Below are 21,624 nucleotides of genomic sequence, written 5' to 3' on the forward strand. Positions count from 1 at the left end.
CCAGCAAAGCTTTTGATTTTAGTTAATCATGTTCGATTTCTACAGAAGCTAAAAGAATTATAAAGACTATGTGGGTCTGAGGTATCCTAAAAGAGATACAATTTATAACCTTGATGTAATAGATTCTGTCAATGCATAACTCCTATCAACCAAATTCTGCTAGTATACAGAGCTAATTATCAAAAAAAACAAGGCAATCAATTCATATTCAATATGAAACAACAATATTTTTCCAATTCGAGCATGGGACTGATAGTTTTAGTTTCCCAATTGTTAATTTCTACTTTAACACCAGCGATCGCTCAGTCACCCTTAGAAGCAGAGATATCGCCTATACTTGGCAATAAAATTGAACAAGAATTACCAACCCCAAAACCTCAAACAGGTATCTCCATTCCCACAACCCCTAATTTACCCATTGATGATATAAGTAACAATACTGACCCTGTAGCTCAGTTCACCAATGTTTCTCAATTACAAGACGTTTCTTCATCAGACTGGGCATTTCAAGCTTTACAATCCCTAGTTGAACGATATGGTTGTATTGCAGGTTATCCGAACAATACCTATCGTGGTAATCGTCCCATCAGCCGTTATGAATTTGCCGCAGGTTTAAATGCTTGTTTAGAGCGAATTAATGAACTAATTGCCACATCAACCAAGGATCTAGTTAATCAGCAAGACTTGATTACCTTACAGCGTTTACAACAGGAATTTTCTGGTGACTTAGCAACATTAAGCAATAGACTAGATACCTTAGAAAGTAATATCACCAAACTAGAAACAAATCAATTTTCCACCACCACCAAACTATTCGGAAATTTAAGAGTTCAAACCAATACCTATTTTTCAGGTGATGGAAATCCTCAAGCTAATATGCAATATAACCTCTTTTTAGGGTTGCTGACTAGCTTCACAGGTAAAGATTTATTGTTGACAGCTATTGGTAGTACAAATTCAGAATTTGCAGAATTAACCACCAACAATAATGGGAGAAATGTTGGTTCAACTAGGGAAGGTGCTAGTGATACCACAGGTTCAGGTGATACCTTTGGTAATGCGAGAATAATAGGTTTGGAATATCAATTTCCCGTCGGCAAAAATTTAATTATAGACGTAGTTGCCGCTAATCGCTATCGTTTTAGCCCTGTCTTACTCTCTCGATTTGCCCCTTATTATAGAATTGGTCTTGGTCCCACAAGTACCTTTGCTGAAGCCCCCCCCATTTATTTAGTAGGCGCTGGAACAGGAGTTTCAGCTAGTTCTAAAATTTTTGATTCCACTGTTTTAACCTTGACCTACCTATCTACCTTTGCTAATGAATCCCAAGCAGGAGGTCTATTTAATGGAGACTACGTTGCTGCTGCCCAAATTAACTATAATCCCAATCCTGGTTTGTTCTTACAACTTTTATATCAACACGGTTACTTTGCTCCTGGTAATTTCGGTTTTAACAATGGTCAAACCTTTAGAGGTAATGGTTTTGTTGGTACAGCTTTAGCCAATCGGTTTGATGATGCTGGTGTATTGTTTGATGAGGCTTCTGCCGTTAGCACCAATGCTTATCAAATTGGCGGCTATTTTGCCATTACTCCCAAGGTTTTAGTTGGCGGTTGGGCTAATTTAATTCAAGCCAGACTACTAGGAAAAGGAGATGCTGATATTTGGACTTACTCAATTCAAACAGCCTTTCCTGATTTGTTTAAACAGGGAAATCAAGGAGGCTTAATTGTGGGAGTAGAACCTACTCTTACAGGTGTGAGAAGTGAACTACCCTATCAGCAATTTAAAAAAGACACATCACTACATATTGAAGGTTATTATAGACATCAAATTACAAGGAACCTCTCCATTACCCCCTCTGTTATTTGGATTACAGCGCCTAATCAGGATGCTGATAACGAAGATATTGTGATCGGTGGATTTAGAACAACGTTTAATTTTTAATATCTGGACACACTATTAGCCAAAACCTTTTATATCAAAATTATGGGTCTAACACCTGAAAAACATATCCGTATCAATATGACCAAGCAGATTCCCCTGCGGTTGATTTTGGTTGTTCCCTTTGTTATACAGATTTGTTTAGCAGTTGGATTAACTGGTTATTTCTCTCTGCGTAATGGTGAAAAGGCAATTAATGATGTAGCAAGTCAATTACGGGAAGAAACAAGTAATCGCATTCGTCAGCAAGTATTGGTATTTCTAGATAGACATTATGTGGTTAACCATACTATAGCGATCGCTATTGCAGAAGAACACATTAAATTGACAGATTTACAGGTATTACAGCAATTATTTTGGCGCTTAATTCAGCAAAACACCACAGATTATCTTCAAATCGGCACTCCTCAAGGTACGAGTCTTGGTGTAGAACGCTTACAAAATAAAAAAATTGTCTCTCGCATTGGAGAAGCAGCTAATTTACCCAATCGACGCATCCAAGAGCTTGATGATCAAGGTAAGCCATCTCAACTGTTAAAAATTCAAAAATTTGACCCCCGAAATCGTCCCTGGTATCTGGCTCCTATTAAGGCCAATCAACCAGTATGGAGTGATCTTTATATCAGTGCCAGTTTTAATTTTTCATCAGTAGCAATTTCTTTATCTGAGCCTATTTACAGTAAAACTGGCAAATTTCTGGGGGTGCAGAATGCTCTATTTAGGATTGAAAAAATCCATGAATTTTTGAAAAATTTAAAAATTGGGCGGACTGGTCAAACTTTTATTATTGATCGGTCAGGTAATTTAATTGTTAGTTCAGTAATTGAGCGACCTTATCTGATTAAAGATCAAAAACTCACTTTAATTCCGGCAATCAAAGCAGAAAATCCAATTATTCATTCCACAGCCCAAACCGTGTTACAAAAATTCGGTGATTTTCGGAATGTTCAAGGCAATGAACAAATTAATTTTTCACTTAATGGTCAGCAGCAGTTTGTTCAATTATCAGTCATTCAAGATACTAGAGGGATTGATTGGTTGAGTGTGGTGGTGATTCCTGAATCAGATTTTATGGCAGCAATTCAGGCTAACACTCGATTGACTATCTTTTTATGCCTAATAGCATTAATAGTAGCCATTGTTTTAGGAATTTATACCTCACAATGGATTACCCAGCCGATTTTACACTTAATTCAGGCATCGGAAGCGATCGCTAATGGGGCTTTAAACCAAACTGTAGAACCTGCAAATGTCAAAGAAATGGGGGTTTTAGCGCAGGTATTTAATAAAATGGCACAACAACTGCGCGAATCATTTACTGCCTTAGAACAGACTAATGAACAATTAGAACAAAGGGTAGAAGAGCGAACATCACAACTAAGAGAAACCTTAGAACAACTCCAGTATTCTCAATCCCAAATGATTCAAAGTGAAAAAATGGCTAGTTTGGGTTTGTTGATGGCTGGTATTGCCCATGAAATTAACAATCCCGTGAACTTTATTTCTGGTAATGTTATTCATATTAAAGAATATACTCAAAATCTGTTGGAATTGGTAGAACTCTATCAGCAAGAATTTCCTGGTGACAATGTAGCTATTGAAGATAAAGTTGCAGATATTGATTTACAATTCCTCAAAGAAGATATTATAAAATTACTTTCTTCAATGGAAATCGGGACTGAACGCATTCAAGAAATCGTCAAATCTTTGCGAACATTCTCCCGTTTAGATCAATTACAAACTCAAGGCATAGATATTCATGAAGGCATAGAAAGCACATTATTAATTTTGCAACATCGTTTGAAAGCTAACTCTGATGATTCTGCAATTAAATTAATTAAAGAATACGGGAATATACCCCTAATCAGTTGCTATCCGGCTCAACTCAATCAAGTATTTCTTAATATTTTAGTAAATGCCATTGATGCTATAGAAGAATTTAATCATAATCAGACAGATCCAAAAATTAAAAATCATACCAGTTGTATTACAATTTCTACCACCGTAATTAATTCAAAATGGGTAGAAGTTAGCATTGCTGACAATGGACCAGGGATGCCTGAATCAGTTCAAAAGCAGATTTTTAATCCCTTTTTTACAACAAAACCTATTGGCAAGGGTACGGGGATGGGAATGGCTATTAGTCATCAAATTATTACGGAAAAGCATAATGGTGAAATAAGTTGTTTTTCAACTCCAGGAGTCGGAACAAAGTTTTCAATTCGGATTCCTATTAAAAGTTTTTAACTTGGTCAGGTGCAAAAGGTACAGTTTTTGTAGGTTGGGTCAAGCGACAGCGCAACTCAACAAAAGCCCGTAAATGTTGGGTTTCCTAACGTCAACCGAACCTACCTGATTTAATGTTTTTAGCTTAACTGACAAGTATTACATTTCACTTGGTAAATGTCTTGATTGTCAAACTTTAAGCAGCCTCTAAAAAATCTTGCTGTAAGGGATTTTCTGGAAAAAATACAGCAGGTGAAACTTTAAAAAACTCTGCAAGTTTTTGGATATGTTCAACAGTTAATTTACGTTTATCATTGAGTACATCAGAAACAATGGATTCGGTTTTAAAGATAGGGACTAAATCTTTTTGTTTGAGATTTAATTCTGCAATCAGAACTTTGAGAAGGTCTACTCCATAAATATCAGGAACTAAATCTTGTTGTTGCTCATATTCATGGATTAAAATTCCCAACAGATCCAAATAATCTTCTTCCGCCTCTGTTAATTCTCCTTTATCAAGAAGTTTATCAACAACTACTTGAGTTTTTTCTAAATCTTCTTCAGATTTTATGGTACGAGGAGGAAAAGACGTAATTAATTCTATATAGCTAGTGTTTTGATTTAGCATTTCATGTTGATGGGATTATTTGGTTAATCAAACTCAGATTAATAAACGTTAATCCTAGTTTTCAATAATGGCATTTTAATTCAGGTTAGCTATCAAACCATTCGTCATTCTTCCAGTTATCTTTACTATATTCTGCATGAGTAAGAAAGCCACGAATATATATAGCTTTCTTCTTATAATTGATACAGGTTATCAATCTGTATTTGTTTCCTCCAATATCAAAAATGACAAAGTTTTTAACTTGGTCAGGTGCAAAAGGTACAGTAGTTTTAACATCCGTAAAACTATTCCATTCTTGTAATTTTACAAGTTTTATCCAGGTTTGTATACTTCCTTGAGCGTCTGGATACTTTTCACAAGCGTTCTTGAGCCTGGTTTTGGTAACAATTCGCATAATCAGGTTTTCCTCGTATACAAATAAAAATACTTTTCATCATCTTTTCTCCTGATTTCATGTTCAGTAACTAAAAGCCTTGCCTAATTAATAGGAAGAAGTTAGGCTTTAGATTTTGCATGGAATAATATTAGCAAATTGCGAAGTTAATTGCAAGCGCCTGAATTATAATGGGTAATTGGTGAGATCAAAACCCTGAGTTTTAAACTTAGTGAATGTGGGATTTAAAGAAATTCAAAACCACCCATGTTATAGCTGATTAAGCAACCTTTTGGGTCATACATGGGCAGTTTTGATAGTCGCCTTCAGTGCAGATGGGCAAATTCTAGCGACAGGTATTTAAGTGATACTCAAGCACTACCTGTAAAGGTAACTTCTGGAAACTTCAACTGAGCTTCTGCCATGGGACGGTTTTTGCCTTCTTCTTGCCAGTAGTTAATCACTTCTGTTGCTTTATTAAGCAATTCAACGCGATCAACATCTGTAATCCAGTGTTTGGATTCTAACTCTTTTTTTAATTCTTCCCAGGCATCATTTCTGGGCCAAAAAAAGTATTTAGTCAAAGGGCTGGTGCCTTTACCGACAACTTGATCGACTGCTAGAGCAACGTTCTCGTCTAACCAGAGAATTTTCAAAATGAACTTGGTCAATTACACCTCCGGGAAATATCCGGGCATTACTTACTATATGCGATCGCTCATTTTAACCCAATTCTTGCCAAATGACCAAACAGTTATGGCAAATTGCAAATCCAGTGTAGATTGTAGGATGTAGGGTATAGGGTGTATGGTGTTGTTGATTAAAAAAAATGAATAAAATTGATTTAGCTTTTACTCCAGCCCTAGAATTGGCGCAGTTGATTCGCAACAAGGAAGTCTCACCCCTGGATCTGGTAGAAATATATTTAGACCGAATTGAGCGTTTAAACCCCCAACTAGGAAGTTATTTTACGGTTACGGCAGAAAGGGCGATCGCTGAAGCCACCAGTAAAACAGAATTACTAGCTACGACTTCAGAATTACCACCATTTTTTGGTGTCCCGATTTCGATTAAAGACTTGAATCCTGTAGCTGGTGTTCGTTGTACCTACGGTAATACCGCTTTGCTGAATAACATCCCTGACTATGATGATGGCGTAGTAACGCTAATTAAAAAAGCCGGGTTTATTATTCTCGGCAAAACCGCAACTTCCGAAATAGGTTCTTTACCTTACAGTGAGCCTACAGGCTTTCCCGCAGCCAGAAACCCTTGGAATTTAGAATATACCCCCGGTGGTTCTAGTGGTGGTGCAGCTTCATCTGTGGCAGCCGGATTATGTGCGATCGCTCAAGGTTCTGATGGTGGTGGTTCTATTCGTGGTCCTGCGGCTTGTTGTGGTTTGGTAGGGATTAAACCATCCAGGGGCAGAGTCACAAAAGCCCCGGTGGGCGATCGCTTGGGGGGAATAGCTGTCAATGGACCAATTGCCAGAACTGTGGCTGATGCAGCCGCAATGTTAGACACAATCTCTGGTTATGTGACTGGTGATCCTTATTGGCTACCTAATCCAGAACCAAGCTTTCTCGCTGCTACTCAACAAAAACTTGGTACTTTGCAAATTGCCTTTAGCACGGGGATCATTCCCTTTGGGGAAGCAGACGCTAACTGTCAGCAAGGGGTTTTACAAACTGTTGAGTTACTATCACAATTTGGGCACCAAGTTGAGCAAAAATGCCCCGATTTTAGTGGGTTAATAGAACCATTTCAAATGGTATGGCAATCGGGAGTAGCTGCATCTGGACTTCCTGCGTCGGCTTTACAACCGATAAATCGCTGGTTGTTAGCTAGAACTGGTTCGGTAGCTGACTATTTAAACGCGCTTTCTAAAATGCAGATTTTTTCAAGGCAGATTGTGGCGTTTTTTGATAGCGTAGATGTGCTAGTTTTGCCTGTTTATATGCACTCACCGATTATGGTTGGTGAATATGCTAATTTAAGTCCAGAAGAGGCATTTCAAAATATTATGAATTGGGTTGCACCATGTCCTGTGGCCAATGCGACTGGGTTGCCAGCGATCGCTATTCCTATGGGTTTTGATAGTCATGGCTTACCCATCAGTGTACAACTAATTGGTAAACCTGCGGCTGAGTCTACTCTCATTAGTCTCGCTGCCCAAATAGAAGCCGCTAAACCTTGGATTCAGCACCGTCCAGCATTTAGCATTTAGCTGAAAAAGTTAATCCCCTAACCCAACACAATCCCCAAAATGTTGGGTTTTTTTAATCACGGAATATCAAACCGCAGAGGACGCAGAGGACGCGGAGAAATAAGAGTTTGAGGTTTTTTAGTCCTGCTAAAACAGGGTTTGACTCCTGACTCCTGACTCCTGACTCCTGACTCCTGCCTCCTGACTCCTGCCTCCTGCCTCCTGCCTCCTGCTATACATCAAATCTGTTTACCGAAAAGGTGGAGAATACAACAACCCACCATTTGACCAGAGTTGATTTTGACCACGAGGTAAATTAAGTTTAGTTTTAGTTCCTAAATTGCGATCGTAAATTTCTCCATAATTACCAACGTGCTTAACTATCCGTGCAGCGAAATCCTTAGTTAAACCTAATCCCTCACCTAAATTATCTTCTACACCCAAAAAACGCTTGATATCTGGGTCGTTACTACTAACTAACTGAGTAACATTTTGAGAATTAATCCCCAACTCTTCGGCTTTTACCAGAGAATAAATCGTCCATTTCACTATATCAGCCCACTTTGCATCCCCTTTTGCTACTGCTGGAGCAAGAGGTTCTGAAGAAAGAACATCATCGAGAATGGTGTTATCTTCAGGTTTTGGCAGAGTTGACCTTCTGGCAACCAAAGCCGAACGGTCAGCCGTAACACCGTCACAACGCCCTTCCTGATAGGTTGCGAACGTAACGTTAATATCTTCAAAAACAATCGGTTTGTAAGTTATACCCCGTTTTCGCATTTGGTCCGCTAAATTTTGTTCAGTGGTAGTACCCGTTTGGACACAAATCGCCTTTCCTTGTAGGTCTGCTAAAGATTTAATCCCGCTATTTTGGCGAACCATTAACGCTTGCCCATCATAAAACACCACGGGAGCAAAATTTAAACCTTGGGAAGTATCACGGCTAAAAGTCCAGCTAGTGTTACGGCTAAGAATATCTACTTCCCCTGTTTGTAAAGCTGTAAACCGTTCTTTAGCATTGAGATTGCGATATTCCACAGCATTAGGATTATCAAACACAGCCGCAGCTACAGCCCGACAAATATCCACATCAATCCCACTATATTTACCATCAGTCCCCACAAAACTGAATCCTGGTAATTCACCACTAACACCACAGATGATTTGATTACGGCTTTTAATCCCATCCCAGAGATTACGAGTTACTGGTGCTGGAGATGTACTGGTTGTAGTTGTTTGCGATTCACCGTTACAAGCACTTAGAGTAAATATGATGGGAGCGATCGCTAAAATTAAACCTGATTTACGCATATATATTCGACAAAAATAATAAAGTGTTACAAACCAATCCCAGTCAAGTAGCCGTATGGAAAGAGTGTATCACCCTTCTTGCTGGATTGAATAAATCAATATCTAATCAATTTGGATGCACTCGCTACCAAAAAATAAAAAAAAATGCCTCAAATTTTTCCGGATCTGCAAAAAAATCGTCGTTTATTGTTACACCTAAATAGGTCAGCATTATGAACTTTAAACTTGACCACCACACTCCTGAGTATCTAGTATCCTTATTTAGCCTCCTCATCAGAGAGGGCATCACCCCCAATCAGATTATGCTAGGTATTGTTCATCTAGCAACAGAAAACCATGAATTAGACGGGATGATTGTCTCCGTCGATTGTTTTCGATTTTTGCTGTTGGCAATGCCCATAGATGTCAACCCTAACGATCATGGATTAACAAAGTTCATCTCATCTCTAGCTTTAGAAGGTGTGACTACTTTAATGTTATTAGATGCTTTAGGTTATGCCTGTTATGTTTGTGGGTTATTTGATTCTGCAAATCTCATCCGTTTGACCTATAAAAGATTACAAGCCGATGCAATCATATCCCAAATGCTGAGTGATTAAAAAATTTGGTTTTCAGATTGTCATCTAAACACAATTAAACAATGTACACTTTGAGGTATTCATGAAATTAACTAATCGAATACCATATTTTTGCTGTGAGATTATTAGCCAGTTGTCGTGAAGCGGTGAGAGAATGCAGCAATTTGTAGAGATGTTTAACTGCACTCTCTCAACAACTGGCAACGGGGTAGGAATTTTGAGGGTTGGCACAAATCCATTCCTCTCATAACTGCTTGACAATCCTATTCCCTTGTTGATATTTCTATTAAAACTACAACGCAGCAATTATGGCTGCCAATTTGCCAAAATTTCCATTCAATAAAACTGTATTGTCTTATACGATCAACATAAATAGAATGGCTGTATATATTTTTTGATGTCGGTGAAAACTCGCTCTTTTTTGGTATATTACAAGAGAGCGATCGCCCGAGCCTTAATTACCAAGGCTAAAGTTATACTAGGAGATACAAATTATGATTAAAACACCAGTAAAAAATCTATATGATGAAGATTTTTATCTCTGGACTGAAGATACAGTCAGTAAATTAAAAGCAAGAGACAACGAAAATTTAGACTGGGAAAACTTAATTGAAGAGGTAGAATCTTTGGGAAAAAGTCACCGTAAAACTGTGCGGATTTTTTTAGTACGTTTATTGGAACTTTTATTAAAGCGGTGTTATGTACCAATATCAGACTGTTATCGGGGTTGGGAAATTGAAATTAGAAATTTTCGACAAAGGTTACAAATTGAGTTAGAAGATTCACCAAGTTTAAAAAGTTTTGTTTTAGAAATTCTCTCTAAAAGTTATGAAATGGCATTAGAAAATGTGAGAGATGGTTATCCTGATGTTTATTTTTCTGATATTTGCCCGTTTCCCAGTGATGTGGATACTTTGTTAACTAAGAACTTTTAGTAACAATAAATTATTGGCAAGTGATTTTAGCCTAAATTGTTGTGTCTGAATATAACCCTACAGATGTAGGCCAATCTTTCGATTTTGCATCATATCTAACTTAATAATCAAAGCGATCGCTCTTTTTGGTATAATTAGACCAGTTAACAAGCTGCATTATTGATTCCTACAACTTAATTTATTATAATGATTAACAATATTATTGTAGCGATTAAATCAAATCAGCTAGTTGTGACTCGTCATGCAAAAGAAGAAGCAGAGAAAGATAATCTAGTTATAGACGAAATTAATTTTTCTGTCACTGTAGGAGAGATAATTGAAGACTATCCCAAAGATACTCCCTATCCTAGTTGCTTAATTTATGGACATAATCAGAAAGGCGATCCTATTCATAGTGTGTGGGCATATAATAAGGATACAGGGTTCGCCGTGCTAATTACTGTCTATCGTCCTGATTCAAATAAATGGATTAATTGGCGTATTAGAAAAATATACGGAGATCCCAATTAGACTAAATTATTTCTTTTCTGGTTAATGACCTAATATAACATATAGGAAGTAATAATTATGATTCCCATTGATAAATGTGTTGTTTGTAATGGCAATCTTTTAGAAAAAAAAGTCATTGAAATTATTAGAGGTGGTGGTAATACCGCAACATTAAAAATCAGTGCTTTAGTTTGTGATAATTGCGGTGAACGTTATTATCACCCAGATACAATCAGGAAATTTGAAACTATTAAAGCTAAATTAGAAAAACAAGAAACACAAGACTTAATTCTAGTAGGTCAATCTTTCGATGTTGCATCATGACTAACTTAATAATAAAAGCGATCGCTCTTTTTGGTATAATTAGACCAGTTAACAAGCTGCATTATTGATTCCTACAACAGCCACATACTTAATTATGAATCAACCTACCTCTACCATTAACACCAAACTCCTAGACTCCCTCGCTCAAATTATTCTTTCCCTTTCCCAAGAAGAATACCAAATTCTGATAAAAAAAATTCAACCTTCTTCCCTAACATCACAACAAAAACAACAATATTTTATATCCTTAAAACAGGATATAGCCGCAGGTATTGAACAACTCGAAAAAGGAGAATATACAGAGTATGACGAAAATAGCTTACCTTCTTTACTCACCTCCATCAAAGCAAGGGGAAGACAACGTTTAGAAGAAGAACTATCTCAATGAATAACTTTCGCCTCTCCAAACTACTAAACCATGCCGTCAGGTAACATTTTAACTTATGACTTTACTGAAGCAGAATTGCTCTCAATGGGGTGGCAATTTCCCCATGATTATATCCTCAATTTTAATTACTACTGGGAACTTAATCCAACTAATATAAATTCTGAAATTGCTGCCACCCAACAAGTCTTAAAAGTAATCCTGAAATCCTGCATTCGGCTCGATATACAACTTAATTCAAATCTTAACGACTTAGAAGGAATCCCGGCTAATCTTGGCACAATTATTGGCTGGGGTAAAGTCACCCCCTCCCCTTGGATAGAAAACCTCTCTCTTTCCCCGGATGAATGGCTGCATATATTTTTTGATATCGGTGGAAACAACAAAATTGAGGCACTTTGCCGATCGCTTATAATTGAACAATTAGCCAGACAATCTTTAGCACTCACTTCCTAATTAACCATAAGTTGCCAGTTAGATTAAATAAGGTGCGTCAGAATTTTAAATTTAATGATCTTAGCCTAAATCGTTTTGTCTGACACACCCTACGGTTGTAGGTCAATCTTTTGATGTTGCACCATGACTAACTTAATAATAAAAGCGATCGCTCTTTTTGGTATATTACACAGAGAGCGATCGCTGAAAATCCCTACTTATGATCTTTGAGTAGTCAATGTAGGACGTTGATTGCTAAATCTCTCTTTTGCCAACTCCAACTTGGCTGGTGGTTGGGGAACATTAGTATTGAGAATTTCCATGTTAAATCTATATCCCACATTACGGATAGTTTGAATTAAACTAGGTTGACGCGGATCAAGTTCTACTTTTTTTCGTAGTGATAAAACGTGAGTATCAATAGTCCGGGGGTTATCAATTGCGTCAGGCCAAGCACGACGCAGTAATTCCGATCTACTTAAAGGAACACCCCCAGCTTGGGCTAAAACATACAATAAACTAAACTCTTGGGGTGTTAAATCAATAAATTCTCCTTGAAAACGCACACGGCGCTGTACTAAATCAATTTGCAATGTGCCATAATCTAAATAAGCTGGTGCTGTAGGTGTGCGATTGCGACGAATTAAAGCCTCTACTCTGGCTAAAAACTCTTGCATCCCAAAAGGTTTACTCAAGTAATCATCTGCTCCCGCTTTCAACCCCGCAACAATATCAGCTTCATTATTTTTGGCAGAAAGCATCAAAATTAAAGGCTGTTGCTGACGGTGCAACCAACGACAAAACTCAATCCCATCACCATCCGATAAATCCGCATCTAGAATCACGAGCGTTGGTTGGTAGCTGAGGAATAATTCCCTTGCTTGATAAATACTAGCGGCTTGATGCACTCGGTATTCTAATTGTTGCAAGTGCCAACCCAACAATGATCTAAGATGGGGATTCCCCTCAACGATTTCTATACAAACCGAACCCACAGTGTCAAGACCCCTTAGCGTCGATGACTCTCAAATTAACAATCTCACGCCCAAGGTTTTGTAGCCTTGGTTACTTCAAGTGCTATTATCTTCATATTTTACTATAGAAAAACTTGCAATAACTTTAATTTAGGCTTTAACCACAGCCAAGTTAGTTATATTGTTAAATTTTTGTTATGCTTGTGACATCAAAGTAAAGTCAGGGAACAGGGAAGAAAATAAATAATTAGGGTTTGCTGATAGCGTAGCGTGCCGTTAGGCATATAAACCAAAAACCTAGATATATCAACAGTTTCAGGCTGAAAAAGTTGGAGAAGATGCAAGTAATAAGCGATGAAATCATCAAAAACTGTTCATTTACCAAGATTCGAGACTATTCTAATCTCCTTCTAATTCTTCCTCCTGACTCCTGACTCCTGACTCCTGACTCCTAGCCCTAATGAAAAGACTTTTTCCGCAAACCCTAATTAAATTATCACAAAAAAACCTTTATGGCTTACCCCAAGCCACTCCCCAATTAAAGTTTTGGCTTTGGGGGTATCAACCAATGCCAAAATGTTAACTTTGAGTTAATACTAAAGAAGGATGTAAGACTTCACTTTTTTGTGTGAATCAATTACAATTCTCATTCTAAAGAGATAAATACAGCAGTTATGCTCCAAGACACACAAACCATTCGCTATTACCAAAGACTCACCGATGCCTTCGTCGAGCTATGGAATCGCGGTTATCGCATGGATGATATGCGGATGTATTTGGATGGGTATCTAGCCGCATTGAGAAACAGTAACGCTATTGAGGCTTATCTGATTCATCGACTAGAGGAAGAAGCAAGCCGTTATCTCTATGATTCTTCTAACTTTGTCATGACCCAGCCAGAGTTAGAAAGACAACACGATTACTACTAAACCCTTGTTGACTACCGCAGGTAATTATAGCATATTTTCTGTATTGGTCAACACTTAACTTTATTTGTACAAAATAGCTCCCCTCGGTTTTATAATACTGAGGGATTTTTAATGTTTTTATGGGTGTCAACTTAACGAGGGTTGATCACTTGGATTTTACTGTGTACACAATAGACATCTCCTTCAACTAAGTATGCGTTATCCACAATCCTTGTAGAGACGTTCCTCATGTAGGGATTCTCGGCTCTACATTATTTTTCACCAGATGTATAATCCAGATAGGAAATTGCCTAGTTTCAGGCTTTTGAAATCGCCTATTAGTGCGGTGCGTCAGATAGAAAAAATCTGTTAGATGCTAAATTATCGGGTCTGACGCACCCTACCAGTGATAAAACCTATAACCCTAATAGATTCTGTCAATGGGTAAGTCCTAATCTTGATAAATTCGTTAAGTCCAATTCTATGGTGTATAAGTTGTGCTAACCTTAGTTTAGTTTAATTGAATTGTAATAGTATATTTTTTTACTTAACATGGGTGTTAAAGCAATTTATTGAATAATAGCTTTACACTATTAATTTAATTACCTATAAACGAGTGTTGTTGACAATATATTTCTCAATTCATAGCAGATATGATTCAAATTCTTGATTCTACCTTGAGAGAAGGAGAACAAACTCCTGGAGTTTATTTTACTCCGCCAACAAAGTTAGCGATCGCGCAGTTTTTAGATCAAATCGGAGTTGATATTATTGAGGCTGGAAATCCCGCAGTAGATAGGGAAATTGCCCTTGCTATTAGCAAAATTAGCAAAGCTGGACTCAAAGCTAAAATAGGCGCTCATTCGCTGTGCAGAATAGATCATGTGAATAGAGCCTTAGATTGTGGAGTAGATTTTTTAGGTATATTTTTCAGTGTTTCGCAAAGAAGGTTACATCAAGACTACAATATTAGTTTAGAGGAAGCGATCGCGAAAATAGTCGAAGTTATTAGTTATGCCAGAGAGCAGAAGCAGGATTTATTAATTAGATATACACCAGAAGATACAGTGCGATCGCCCATTGAAAATGTAGTTGCAGCCGCAAGTGCAGCAGTTAGGGCTGGAGTGAATATTATTAGTATCGCTGATACAACTGGATATACAATGCCCTTTCATCCCCAACGTAGCATTTATAATTGTGTGAAAACCTTGAAAGAAGAACTAGCCAAGGAAAATTTACATCCCCAAATAGCAGTTCATTGTCATAATGATCGGGGATTAGCCTTAGCAAATGCCCTAGATGCTTATCGGGGTGGAGCAGAGATTATCGACACATCTGTAATGGGATTGGGAGAAAGAGCCGGCATAGTTGACTTAGCCGAATTGCTGATAAATTTAACAGAAATGATCGAAGAAAAAACAAACTGGGAGCTTAATTATCTCAATGATTTATATAAATTTGTCAGTCATCATACCCATATATCTATTCCTCCCCATTGTCCAGTAGTGGGGAAAAATGCCTTTACTCATTATGCAGGTGTTCATGTCAAAGCAGTATCGAAAGATGAAATGCTTTACCAAAGTATAGATCCAGAAATTTTAGGGATCAAAAGTAGTGTAGCCTTGGGGATGCAATCAGGACATACTGCGGTAGAAATAGCTGTGAAGCAGATTGGCCGGGGAGAGATAGCAGAAAACAGAGATTTAGTTGATAAAATTCTCCAAGAAATTAAAGCGATCGCCAAAAGAGGAACACCAATAAATATTGAAAAAGAACTACCGGAAATTATAGAACGCTGCTGCATGAATATTCTTCCTATTCCTAAAGAAATTTATACGGCTGCTGTTGGAGTTAAGACATTTTAGAATTTTAGGTAATTGAGATGAAGACAGAAATAAAATCAAAATCTCTAGAAGTAGAATTTGACCAATTAACCCAAACAACACGAAAAGTTAGTAAATGGTGGACGATGCTGGGTGTTGGTATTGGTGTATTTATCTTGGCTTTAGATGTTTACATTATTAACCTAGCTTTACCAATAATGGTAGAATCGCTCCACACAAGCTTTGCGATGATTCAATGGGTAGTGTTAAGTTATCTGTTAGCGATCGCTATATTTGTCCTCAGTGCTGCCAAATTGGGCGATATGTGGAGCAAAAAATGGCTATATATCACTGGATTAATAGTATTCACCATTAGTTCTCTATTCTGTGGAATTGCACCAACAGTACATTTTTTAATCATCTTTCGATTTCTTCAAGGACTAGGTGCAGCCTTCATTTCAGGACTCGGAACAGCAATGATTGTAGAAGTATTTCCCCCAGAAGAAAGGGGATTAGGATTGGGTATTAGAGCCGGTATATTTGGACTAGGAATTATGCTTGGTCCAACAATAGGAGGATTATTAATTAGTCTTGGAGACTGGCCTTTAATCTTTTTAATTAACGTTCCCATTGGGATTATTGGTTGTTCAATAGTTGCCTATTTTGTCCCCTCTTCTGTGATTATTCCCGGTAAACAAACCTTTGATTGGATAGGTACATTAATCCTCACCCTCACTTTAACTTGCTTTACACTCGGTATAACTTTATTACAGAGTGAAAATTTTAGTTATCAAATAGCCCTAACCTTAATTGTTGCTTCTGTAATCAGCTTAATTGGTTTTTTATTAGCAGAAACAAATCTACCAGATCCCATGTTAGATTTCAAGATATTTAAATCCCTAGAATTTAGTTTAGGTTTAACACTACGTTTTCTAGGGAATTTTGTGATGGCAGGAGTTATATTTATGTTGCCATTCTTCCTCAAGTTAGTTCAGAACTATCCGACAGAACAAGCAGGTTTATTGTTAGCAATACCACCCATAATTATTGTTTTAACAGCCCCCATTGCCGGCTTTCTTTCTGATCGTTATGGTTCGCGTAGTATTAGTTTAATGGGATTAATCTTAATGGCGATCGGGTGTTTATTGGTCAGCACCTTTGATACAGAATTAACTACAATAAATTATATTATAGAGATTATTCCCTATGGATTAGGGGTAGGAATGTTCCAATCACCTAACAATAGTGCCATCATGGGGGCAGCGCCAAAAGACCAGTTAGGTATTGCATCTGGGTTATTATCGTTGTCACGAATATTAGGACAAATAGCAGGTGTACCTTTGGTAGGTGCTTTATTCTCTTTTATCACTATTACTCATGCTAACTTAATATCGGGTATTGATGTTACCAATGCACCTATAAAATCCTTAGTTTTTGGCACACAAATTACCTTTCGTGTGGTAGCTGTTCTCTTGGTTATTTCTACATTATTTGCCGTTGGTGTGTGGTGGTTAGAATTGAGAAAAGATAAATCACTGATTAAAACGGATTAAATGATTACACGGATTTGAATAATATTTAGGGTTTGCGGAAAAAGTCCTTTCGTTAGGGCTAGGAGGCAGCACTATGGCTAACGCCACGCTACGCTATCGGCTACGCTCAGTGACCGGAGTCAGGAGTCAGGAGGTAGGGGGCAGTCAAGAGAGTAAAGAAATTTTAGGTATGATCCAGGCAGGATTTTCAGCCAAATTAAAAGTAGTAATCTGCTCTGGGTCTGTTTGTTGGAGTGTTTTTAAAAGTGTGACACTTTCAATTAATAATTCTTCTACATTGATACCGCCAAAACTTTCTGGGTAACGTCGTAGACGATTGCTACCTTCTCCTAATAAAATCATTGCTCCCCGCAAATTGCGATTACCGAGATGATATAGTGCTACCGCAATTTGCAAAATTCCTTGATACAAGCTTTTTTCTGGCTCAGTTGATTCAATCCACAAAGCTTCTAAAGTATCATGGCAAGCGTAAAACTCTCCAGCATTGAACTGTTCTACGCCTTGCCAAAACTCCTGGGGCATGGTTTCAATCATCCCATACTATCTCGCACTTCTTTAATGGTTGCTAGGGAAATTTCTTGTTTGTCACCAGCAAACTCGTTGTCAGGGGTGAGGAATAGCATACAGTGACACTCTTTGCGTTCGCGCATGGGTACACAGGGACAGTTCCAAAAGGCAGCGTTGACTTCAGCTTCTTTATCTTCATAATGACGACAGGGACACAAAGGTGCGCCAAGATCATCTTTATGTTTGGCTAATCCTTCAATGACGACAGCAGTAACGGAAGGTTCTGAACAGAAGTATGTTCCAGTCCGCTTTGCGTATTGTTCAGAAAAATGCCGCATTGCTTCTAGACTTTTATCGCTGGATGTTGTGTTAACTTCTGATGAAATCATTTGAATCGGCTGCTCATTATTTAAACATTTCTTTGCATTGTACCTCAGTCTTAGTCTGCTTTTGCTAGGGAGATTTCCCCAAAGTTGGAAATTGGCAAATAGACAAGGCAAAAACCGCTCAAACTCTTATTTCTCTGTGTTCTCTGCGTTCTCTGCGGTTCGTTACCATCAATTTAAAGGCTTTTGTAACTGGAGTTGTAATTCCTGTTCATTTTGTAAAATGATACCGGGATAATCTCTGTTAACGATCGCCTGTGGTGAGGGTGAAGAAGTATTTTCCCATAAAACCCAGCGACTACCCAAAGGTAAGGAAGAGAGGGTGATAGAGTTTTGAGTCAGCCAAATTAATGGATATGTATCTGGTACTGTACTAGGGTCTTCTAAAGGGTTTGTGGCGGCCAGTGTTTCGAGAATTGTGCGATCGCCCTTAACCAAACCTGTGGCTGCTGTCCAAAGTTGCACTTGTAACTGTTGCTTTTGGGCATAAAAATACAATGAGGCCGCAGCGATCACGGCTTGTTCAAATTGTTCTTGTTCCCAATTGGCGGCAGTATCTAGGGCAATAATTATATCTTGTCCATCAGTAATTACTTCTAGCTCTCTCACCCGTAATTCTCCATAACGAGCGCTGGTACGCCAATGAATCAGCCGAGTAGGATCACCAATACGGTAGGGACGGAGCGATCGCACTAAGCCTGTGGTTGCTAACTGCAAAGGTCTACCACGGGGATCTCCTCTTTGAGAGTCATCTTCTCCCATTTCATCCACCAAGGGGCAAGAGGTAAGAGATAATACCGTTGGATAGACAATTGCCCTAGCTGTACAATCTCGCTGACGACGACACCAAAACAAGCCCCAAGGCGCACCTGTTCCCAGTTCCACAGTTTGCCAACGATAAACGCCCCGGCGTTGGGTGGGTTGATAATATACCCAAAGATAACTATCCTTTGCGGGGATGATCTCAATTGCTTGGCTAACTGGTTTGGCTAATACAAAAGGTAGTATGTCTGTAACTTGCAATAAAGTGACAGGGTTCTGTTTATGATTGTGGATTTCTATTTCCACCGTCAGGTCATCTCCTACGGTGACTGGTGGGATAGGACGACGTTTGACAACTAAACCCAATAGCGATCGCGGGGGCAAAAATGCTGACACAGCCAACAGCGCGAAGCTAACACCACTAATAACGTATAACCACCCTACCATGGTATTGACAGCAGACCCAAAATAACAAACAGCCACACCCATTAACACCCACCCTGCGTAAGTAGGAGCAAATGCCCGTAATTCTAGCCAATTAGTGATATTTTTGTAGATATTCATACTTTATTTTCTATTTTAACCCGCTCGAAAAAAGCCCTGGCGACTAGAAGTCGCGGCTATACAGACAAAACCCACCTGCGTGGGTTGTAAACCCTCTATTTGACGTTAGTCCGCGCAGGCGGACTTTGTTTGTGTAGTAGCGATTTATAATCGCCGGAAACTTTTCAAACATCCTCTTAGAGACTCAGATAGAATACAATATTTACTCAATCTGGGAAAGAAAATTTTTTCCCACAGTTATATATCAGGTGTTGAGGTGAAATAGTTTTTAATGCAAACACAAGACAAAGTAAAAGTCAAGCAGATTAAAGAAGCAATTACAGCTAGTCAAAAACATTTGCTTTCAATTCAAAATCCTCATGGTTACTGGTGGGGAGAATTAGAGTCTAATGTTAGCATTACAGCCGAGGCCGTTTTGCTGCATAAGATTTGGGGAACAGATAAAATCAGACCCTTGGAGAAAGTGGAAGCTTACCTACGCTCTCAACAACTAGAAAATGGGGGTTGGGAACTGTTTTATGGTGATGGTGGGGAACTGAGTATCACCGTAGAAGCTTACATGGGCTTGAGATTGTTGGGTGTACCGACATCAGATCCGGCTATGATTAAAGCGCGATCGCTAATATTAAAAAAAGGTGGAATCACCAAAACCCGCATCTTCACCAAACTACATCTAGCCCTGATTGGCTGCTACAACTGGCGCGGACTACCCTCTCTACCATCTTGGGTCATGCTCCTCCCCGACAATTTCCCCTTCAATATCTATGAACTTTCTAGTTGGGCCCGCTCTAGTACAGTACCATTATTAATAGTCTTTGATCGCAAACCAATTTTTAAAATTGACCAACCAATTAATTTAGATGAATTATATGCAGAAGGCATAAATAACGTCCGTTGGGAATTACCTCAAAATGGCGATTGGTCAGATATATTCAACATCTTAGATCATGGTTTTAAATTAGCAGAAAATTTAAATTTTGTTCCCTTTCGAGAACAGGGCATAAAAGCCGCCGAAAAATGGATTGTAGAACGTCAAGAAGCCACCGGTGATTGGAGTGGAATTATTCCTGCTATGTTAAATTCCCTCCTAGCTTTGCGATGTCTAGATTATAATCCCAACGACCCAATTATTGAAAGAGGCTTAAAAGCAGTTGACAATTTTGCCCTAGAAACCGAAAATAGTTATTGTGTTCAACCTTGTGTTTCTCCTGTTTGGGATACAGCCTGGGCGATTCGCGCTTTAATAGATTCCGGTTATCAACCAGATGACCCAGCAATAGTCAAAGCCGGAGAATGGTTATTAGAAAAACAAATTTTAGACTATGGTGATTGGGCGGTAAAAAATAAACAGGGAGAACCTGGTGCATGGGCGTTTGAATTTGAAAATTGTTTTTATCCAGATGTAGATGATTCTGCTGTAGTAGTTATGGCACTACATCAAACAAAATTACCCAACGAAAAACTAAAACAACAAGCCATTACTCGCGCCTTAAACTGGATAGAATCTATGCAATGTCAACCAGGAGGTTGGGCAGCTTTTGATGTAGATAATAATCAAGATTGGCTCAATTCTATACCCTACGGCGATTTAAAAGCCATGATTGATCCTAATACAGCAGATGTCACCGCTAGAGTATTAGAAATGTTAGGAGCTTGTAACTTATCAATTCAACCAAAAAATTTAGAAAGATCCCTAACTTATCTCCTCAATGAACAAGAAACCCAAGGCTGTTGGTTTGGTCGTTGGGGTGTGAATTATATTTATGGAACAAGTGGAGTTTTATCAGCTTTAGCTTTAATAAATCCGCAAAAACATCAAGCCAGCATGATCAAAGGTGCAGCTTGGTTAGTCAGCGTGCAAAATTCTGATGGTGGTTGGGGTGAAACTTGCTTTAGTTACAATGATTCTAACCTCAAAGGACAGGGAGAAAGTACCCCATCTCAAACAGCATGGGCGTTAATTGGACTGATAGCCGCAGGAGAAGCAACCGGTAAAATGGCTATTAATAGTATTGAAAAGGGAATTAATTACCTATTAGAAACACAAAATTCAGATGGTACTTGGGATGAAGACTACTTTACAGGAACTGGTTTTCCTTGCCATTTTTATTTAAAGTATCATCTCTATCAACAGTATTTTCCTTTAATTGCCTTGGGGCGATATCAGACAATTTTTAAAATATAATTCCAGTAGAAATGATATGTATGAACAAAATTGCCTAGTTTCAGGCTTTGGGAATCGTATATTAGTGCGGTGCGTCAGATAGAAAAAACCTGTTAGATGCTCAATTATTGGGTCTGATGCACCCTACA

Annotated in this window: 21 protein-coding genes; 13 read left to right on the top strand and 8 right to left on the bottom strand. The window is 38.4% G+C overall.

The genetic code is table 11. From position 1 onward, the window contains the following. Nucleotides 1–243 precede the first annotated feature (243 nt). Both VB711_RS16270 and VB711_RS16275 read left to right on the top strand, forming a co-directional pair. Nucleotides 244–1,947, top strand: a complete 1,704-nt coding sequence (locus tag VB711_RS16270) for an iron uptake porin (protein ID WP_323287201.1) — start codon at nt 244–246, stop codon at nt 1,945–1,947. 42 nt (nt 1,948–1,989) lie between these two features. Continuing rightward, the gene (locus tag VB711_RS16275) at nt 1,990–4,191 is read left to right on the top strand and encodes a sensor histidine kinase (protein WP_323287203.1); all 2,202 of its coding nucleotides are present in this window, start codon (nt 1,990–1,992) and stop codon (nt 4,189–4,191) included. Nucleotides 4,192–4,366: 175 nt separating this feature from the next. Here the strand turns inward: VB711_RS16275 and VB711_RS16280 are convergent, their stop codons facing one another. From VB711_RS16280 to VB711_RS16290, 3 genes are all read right to left on the bottom strand, one after another. Beyond that, entirely contained in the window at nt 4,367–4,798 is a 432-nt protein-coding gene (locus tag VB711_RS16280; protein WP_323287204.1) for a transcriptional regulator, read from the bottom strand. An 85-nt stretch (nt 4,799–4,883) separates the two neighbouring features. Then, the gene (locus tag VB711_RS16285) at nt 4,884–5,192 is read right to left on the bottom strand and encodes a type II toxin-antitoxin system HigB family toxin (protein ID WP_323287205.1); all 309 of its coding nucleotides are present in this window, start codon (nt 5,190–5,192) and stop codon (nt 4,884–4,886) included. Between the two features lie 350 nt (nt 5,193–5,542). Next, nucleotides 5,543–5,842, bottom strand: coding sequence for a 30S ribosomal protein PSRP-3 (locus VB711_RS16290; protein WP_323287206.1), 300 nt, complete (start codon nt 5,840–5,842; stop codon nt 5,543–5,545). Between the two features lie 158 nt (nt 5,843–6,000). Here VB711_RS16290 and VB711_RS16295 point away from each other — a divergent pair, with 158 nt between their 5' ends. Beyond that, nucleotides 6,001–7,398 carry an amidase gene (locus tag VB711_RS16295; RefSeq protein ID WP_323287207.1) on the top strand — a complete coding sequence of 466 codons (1,398 nt, stop codon included), beginning with the start codon at nt 6,001–6,003 and terminating at the stop codon, nt 7,396–7,398. Nucleotides 7,399–7,626: 228 nt separating this feature from the next. Here VB711_RS16295 and VB711_RS16300 read toward each other — a convergent pair whose 3' ends face one another. Then, the gene (locus VB711_RS16300; protein WP_323287208.1) at nt 7,627–8,688 is read right to left on the bottom strand and encodes an amino acid ABC transporter substrate-binding protein; all 1,062 of its coding nucleotides are present in this window, start codon (nt 8,686–8,688) and stop codon (nt 7,627–7,629) included. Nucleotides 8,689–8,900: 212 nt separating this feature from the next. Here VB711_RS16300 and VB711_RS16305 point away from each other — a divergent pair, with 212 nt between their 5' ends. The 6 genes from VB711_RS16305 to VB711_RS16330 all read left to right on the top strand — a co-directional run bounded on the left by VB711_RS16305 (nt 8,901) and on the right by VB711_RS16330 (nt 11,855). Further along, nucleotides 8,901–9,287 (top strand): hypothetical protein, encoded by a 387-nt coding sequence (locus VB711_RS16305; protein ID WP_323287209.1) that lies wholly within the window; start codon nt 8,901–8,903, stop codon nt 9,285–9,287. A 473-nt stretch (nt 9,288–9,760) separates the two neighbouring features. Further along, nucleotides 9,761–10,201, top strand: a complete 441-nt coding sequence (locus tag VB711_RS16310; RefSeq protein WP_323287211.1) for a DUF29 domain-containing protein — start codon at nt 9,761–9,763, stop codon at nt 10,199–10,201. Between the two features lie 186 nt (nt 10,202–10,387). Further along, entirely contained in the window at nt 10,388–10,711 is a 324-nt protein-coding gene (locus VB711_RS16315) for a DUF4258 domain-containing protein (RefSeq protein WP_323287212.1), read from the top strand. A gap of 57 nt (nt 10,712–10,768) precedes the next feature. Continuing rightward, nucleotides 10,769–11,014, top strand: coding sequence for a YgiT-type zinc finger protein (locus tag VB711_RS16320; protein ID WP_323287213.1), 246 nt, complete (start codon nt 10,769–10,771; stop codon nt 11,012–11,014). Nucleotides 11,015–11,108: 94 nt separating this feature from the next. Further along, nucleotides 11,109–11,402 (top strand): hypothetical protein, encoded by a 294-nt coding sequence (locus tag VB711_RS16325; protein WP_323287214.1) that lies wholly within the window; start codon nt 11,109–11,111, stop codon nt 11,400–11,402. Between the two features lie 30 nt (nt 11,403–11,432). Continuing rightward, on the top strand, nt 11,433–11,855 hold the full coding sequence (locus tag VB711_RS16330) for a hypothetical protein (RefSeq protein ID WP_323287215.1): 423 nt from the start codon (nt 11,433–11,435) through the stop codon (nt 11,853–11,855). 197 nt (nt 11,856–12,052) lie between these two features. Here the strand turns inward: VB711_RS16330 and VB711_RS16335 are convergent, their stop codons facing one another. After that, a complete protein-coding gene (locus tag VB711_RS16335; protein WP_323287216.1) occupies nt 12,053–12,829 on the bottom strand; it encodes a response regulator transcription factor in 777 nt (258 codons plus the stop codon). A gap of 653 nt (nt 12,830–13,482) precedes the next feature. Between VB711_RS16335 and VB711_RS16340 the strand changes: the two genes are divergently transcribed. From VB711_RS16340 to VB711_RS16350, 3 genes are all read left to right on the top strand, one after another. Beyond that, nucleotides 13,483–13,737, top strand: coding sequence for a DUF6761 family protein (locus VB711_RS16340; RefSeq protein ID WP_323287217.1), 255 nt, complete (start codon nt 13,483–13,485; stop codon nt 13,735–13,737). Between the two features lie 632 nt (nt 13,738–14,369). Continuing rightward, nucleotides 14,370–15,581 carry a 2-isopropylmalate synthase gene (locus VB711_RS16345; protein ID WP_323287218.1) on the top strand — a complete coding sequence of 404 codons (1,212 nt, stop codon included), beginning with the start codon at nt 14,370–14,372 and terminating at the stop codon, nt 15,579–15,581. A gap of 17 nt (nt 15,582–15,598) precedes the next feature. Next, nucleotides 15,599–17,092 carry an MFS transporter gene (locus VB711_RS16350; protein ID WP_323287219.1) on the top strand — a complete coding sequence of 498 codons (1,494 nt, stop codon included), beginning with the start codon at nt 15,599–15,601 and terminating at the stop codon, nt 17,090–17,092. 144 nt (nt 17,093–17,236) lie between these two features. Here the strand turns inward: VB711_RS16350 and VB711_RS16355 are convergent, their stop codons facing one another. From VB711_RS16355 to VB711_RS16365, 3 genes are all read right to left on the bottom strand, one after another. Beyond that, nucleotides 17,237–17,626, bottom strand: coding sequence for a DUF309 domain-containing protein (locus tag VB711_RS16355; RefSeq protein WP_323287220.1), 390 nt, complete (start codon nt 17,624–17,626; stop codon nt 17,237–17,239). Further along, complete coding sequence (locus tag VB711_RS16360; protein WP_323287221.1) at nt 17,623–17,988, bottom strand: ferredoxin thioredoxin reductase catalytic beta subunit; 366 nt, start codon at nt 17,986–17,988, stop codon at nt 17,623–17,625. Before VB711_RS16360 ends, VB711_RS16355 begins: the two co-directional genes overlap by 4 nt. Nucleotides 17,989–18,156: 168 nt before the next feature. After that, the gene (locus VB711_RS16365) at nt 18,157–19,311 is read right to left on the bottom strand and encodes a DUF58 domain-containing protein (RefSeq protein ID WP_323287222.1); all 1,155 of its coding nucleotides are present in this window, start codon (nt 19,309–19,311) and stop codon (nt 18,157–18,159) included. A gap of 271 nt (nt 19,312–19,582) precedes the next feature. On the opposite strand from VB711_RS16365, the gene shc reads away from it, so the two are divergent. Next, nucleotides 19,583–21,496, top strand: a complete 1,914-nt coding sequence (gene shc / locus VB711_RS16370) for a squalene--hopene cyclase (protein ID WP_323287223.1) — start codon at nt 19,583–19,585, stop codon at nt 21,494–21,496. The last annotated feature ends 128 nt before the right edge of the window (nt 21,497–21,624 follow it).

This window comes from Cronbergia sp. UHCC 0137, assembly GCF_034932285.1.
Taxonomy (GTDB): Bacteria; Cyanobacteriota; Cyanobacteriia; order Cyanobacteriales; family Nostocaceae; genus Cronbergia.

Bases quoted from the DNA above. Each gene is read 5' to 3' on its own strand.
- VB711_RS16270 (WP_323287201.1), top strand. From the start codon at position 244: ATGGGACTGATAGTTTTAGTTTCCCAATTGTTAATTTCTACTTTAACA.
- VB711_RS16275 (WP_323287203.1), top strand. From the start codon at position 1,990: ATGGGTCTAACACCTGAAAAACATATCCGTATCAATATGACCAAGCAG.
- VB711_RS16280 (WP_323287204.1), bottom strand. From the start codon at position 4,798: ATGCTAAATCAAAACACTAGCTATATAGAATTAATTACGTCTTTTCCT.
- VB711_RS16285 (WP_323287205.1), bottom strand. From the start codon at position 5,192: ATGCGAATTGTTACCAAAACCAGGCTCAAGAACGCTTGTGAAAAGTAT.
- VB711_RS16295 (WP_323287207.1), top strand. From the start codon at position 6,001: ATGAATAAAATTGATTTAGCTTTTACTCCAGCCCTAGAATTGGCGCAG.
- VB711_RS16300 (WP_323287208.1), bottom strand. From the start codon at position 8,688: ATGCGTAAATCAGGTTTAATTTTAGCGATCGCTCCCATCATATTTACT.
- VB711_RS16305 (WP_323287209.1), top strand. From the start codon at position 8,901: ATGAACTTTAAACTTGACCACCACACTCCTGAGTATCTAGTATCCTTA.
- VB711_RS16310 (WP_323287211.1), top strand. From the start codon at position 9,761: ATGATTAAAACACCAGTAAAAAATCTATATGATGAAGATTTTTATCTC.
- VB711_RS16315 (WP_323287212.1), top strand. From the start codon at position 10,388: ATGATTAACAATATTATTGTAGCGATTAAATCAAATCAGCTAGTTGTG.
- VB711_RS16320 (WP_323287213.1), top strand. From the start codon at position 10,769: ATGATTCCCATTGATAAATGTGTTGTTTGTAATGGCAATCTTTTAGAA.
- VB711_RS16325 (WP_323287214.1), top strand. From the start codon at position 11,109: ATGAATCAACCTACCTCTACCATTAACACCAAACTCCTAGACTCCCTC.
- VB711_RS16330 (WP_323287215.1), top strand. From the start codon at position 11,433: ATGCCGTCAGGTAACATTTTAACTTATGACTTTACTGAAGCAGAATTG.
- VB711_RS16340 (WP_323287217.1), top strand. From the start codon at position 13,483: ATGCTCCAAGACACACAAACCATTCGCTATTACCAAAGACTCACCGAT.
- VB711_RS16345 (WP_323287218.1), top strand. From the start codon at position 14,370: ATGATTCAAATTCTTGATTCTACCTTGAGAGAAGGAGAACAAACTCCT.
- VB711_RS16350 (WP_323287219.1), top strand. From the start codon at position 15,599: ATGAAGACAGAAATAAAATCAAAATCTCTAGAAGTAGAATTTGACCAA.
- VB711_RS16355 (WP_323287220.1), bottom strand. From the start codon at position 17,626: ATGATTGAAACCATGCCCCAGGAGTTTTGGCAAGGCGTAGAACAGTTC.
- VB711_RS16360 (WP_323287221.1), bottom strand. From the start codon at position 17,988: ATGATTTCATCAGAAGTTAACACAACATCCAGCGATAAAAGTCTAGAA.
- VB711_RS16365 (WP_323287222.1), bottom strand. From the start codon at position 19,311: ATGAATATCTACAAAAATATCACTAATTGGCTAGAATTACGGGCATTT.
- shc (WP_323287223.1), top strand. From the start codon at position 19,583: ATGCAAACACAAGACAAAGTAAAAGTCAAGCAGATTAAAGAAGCAATT.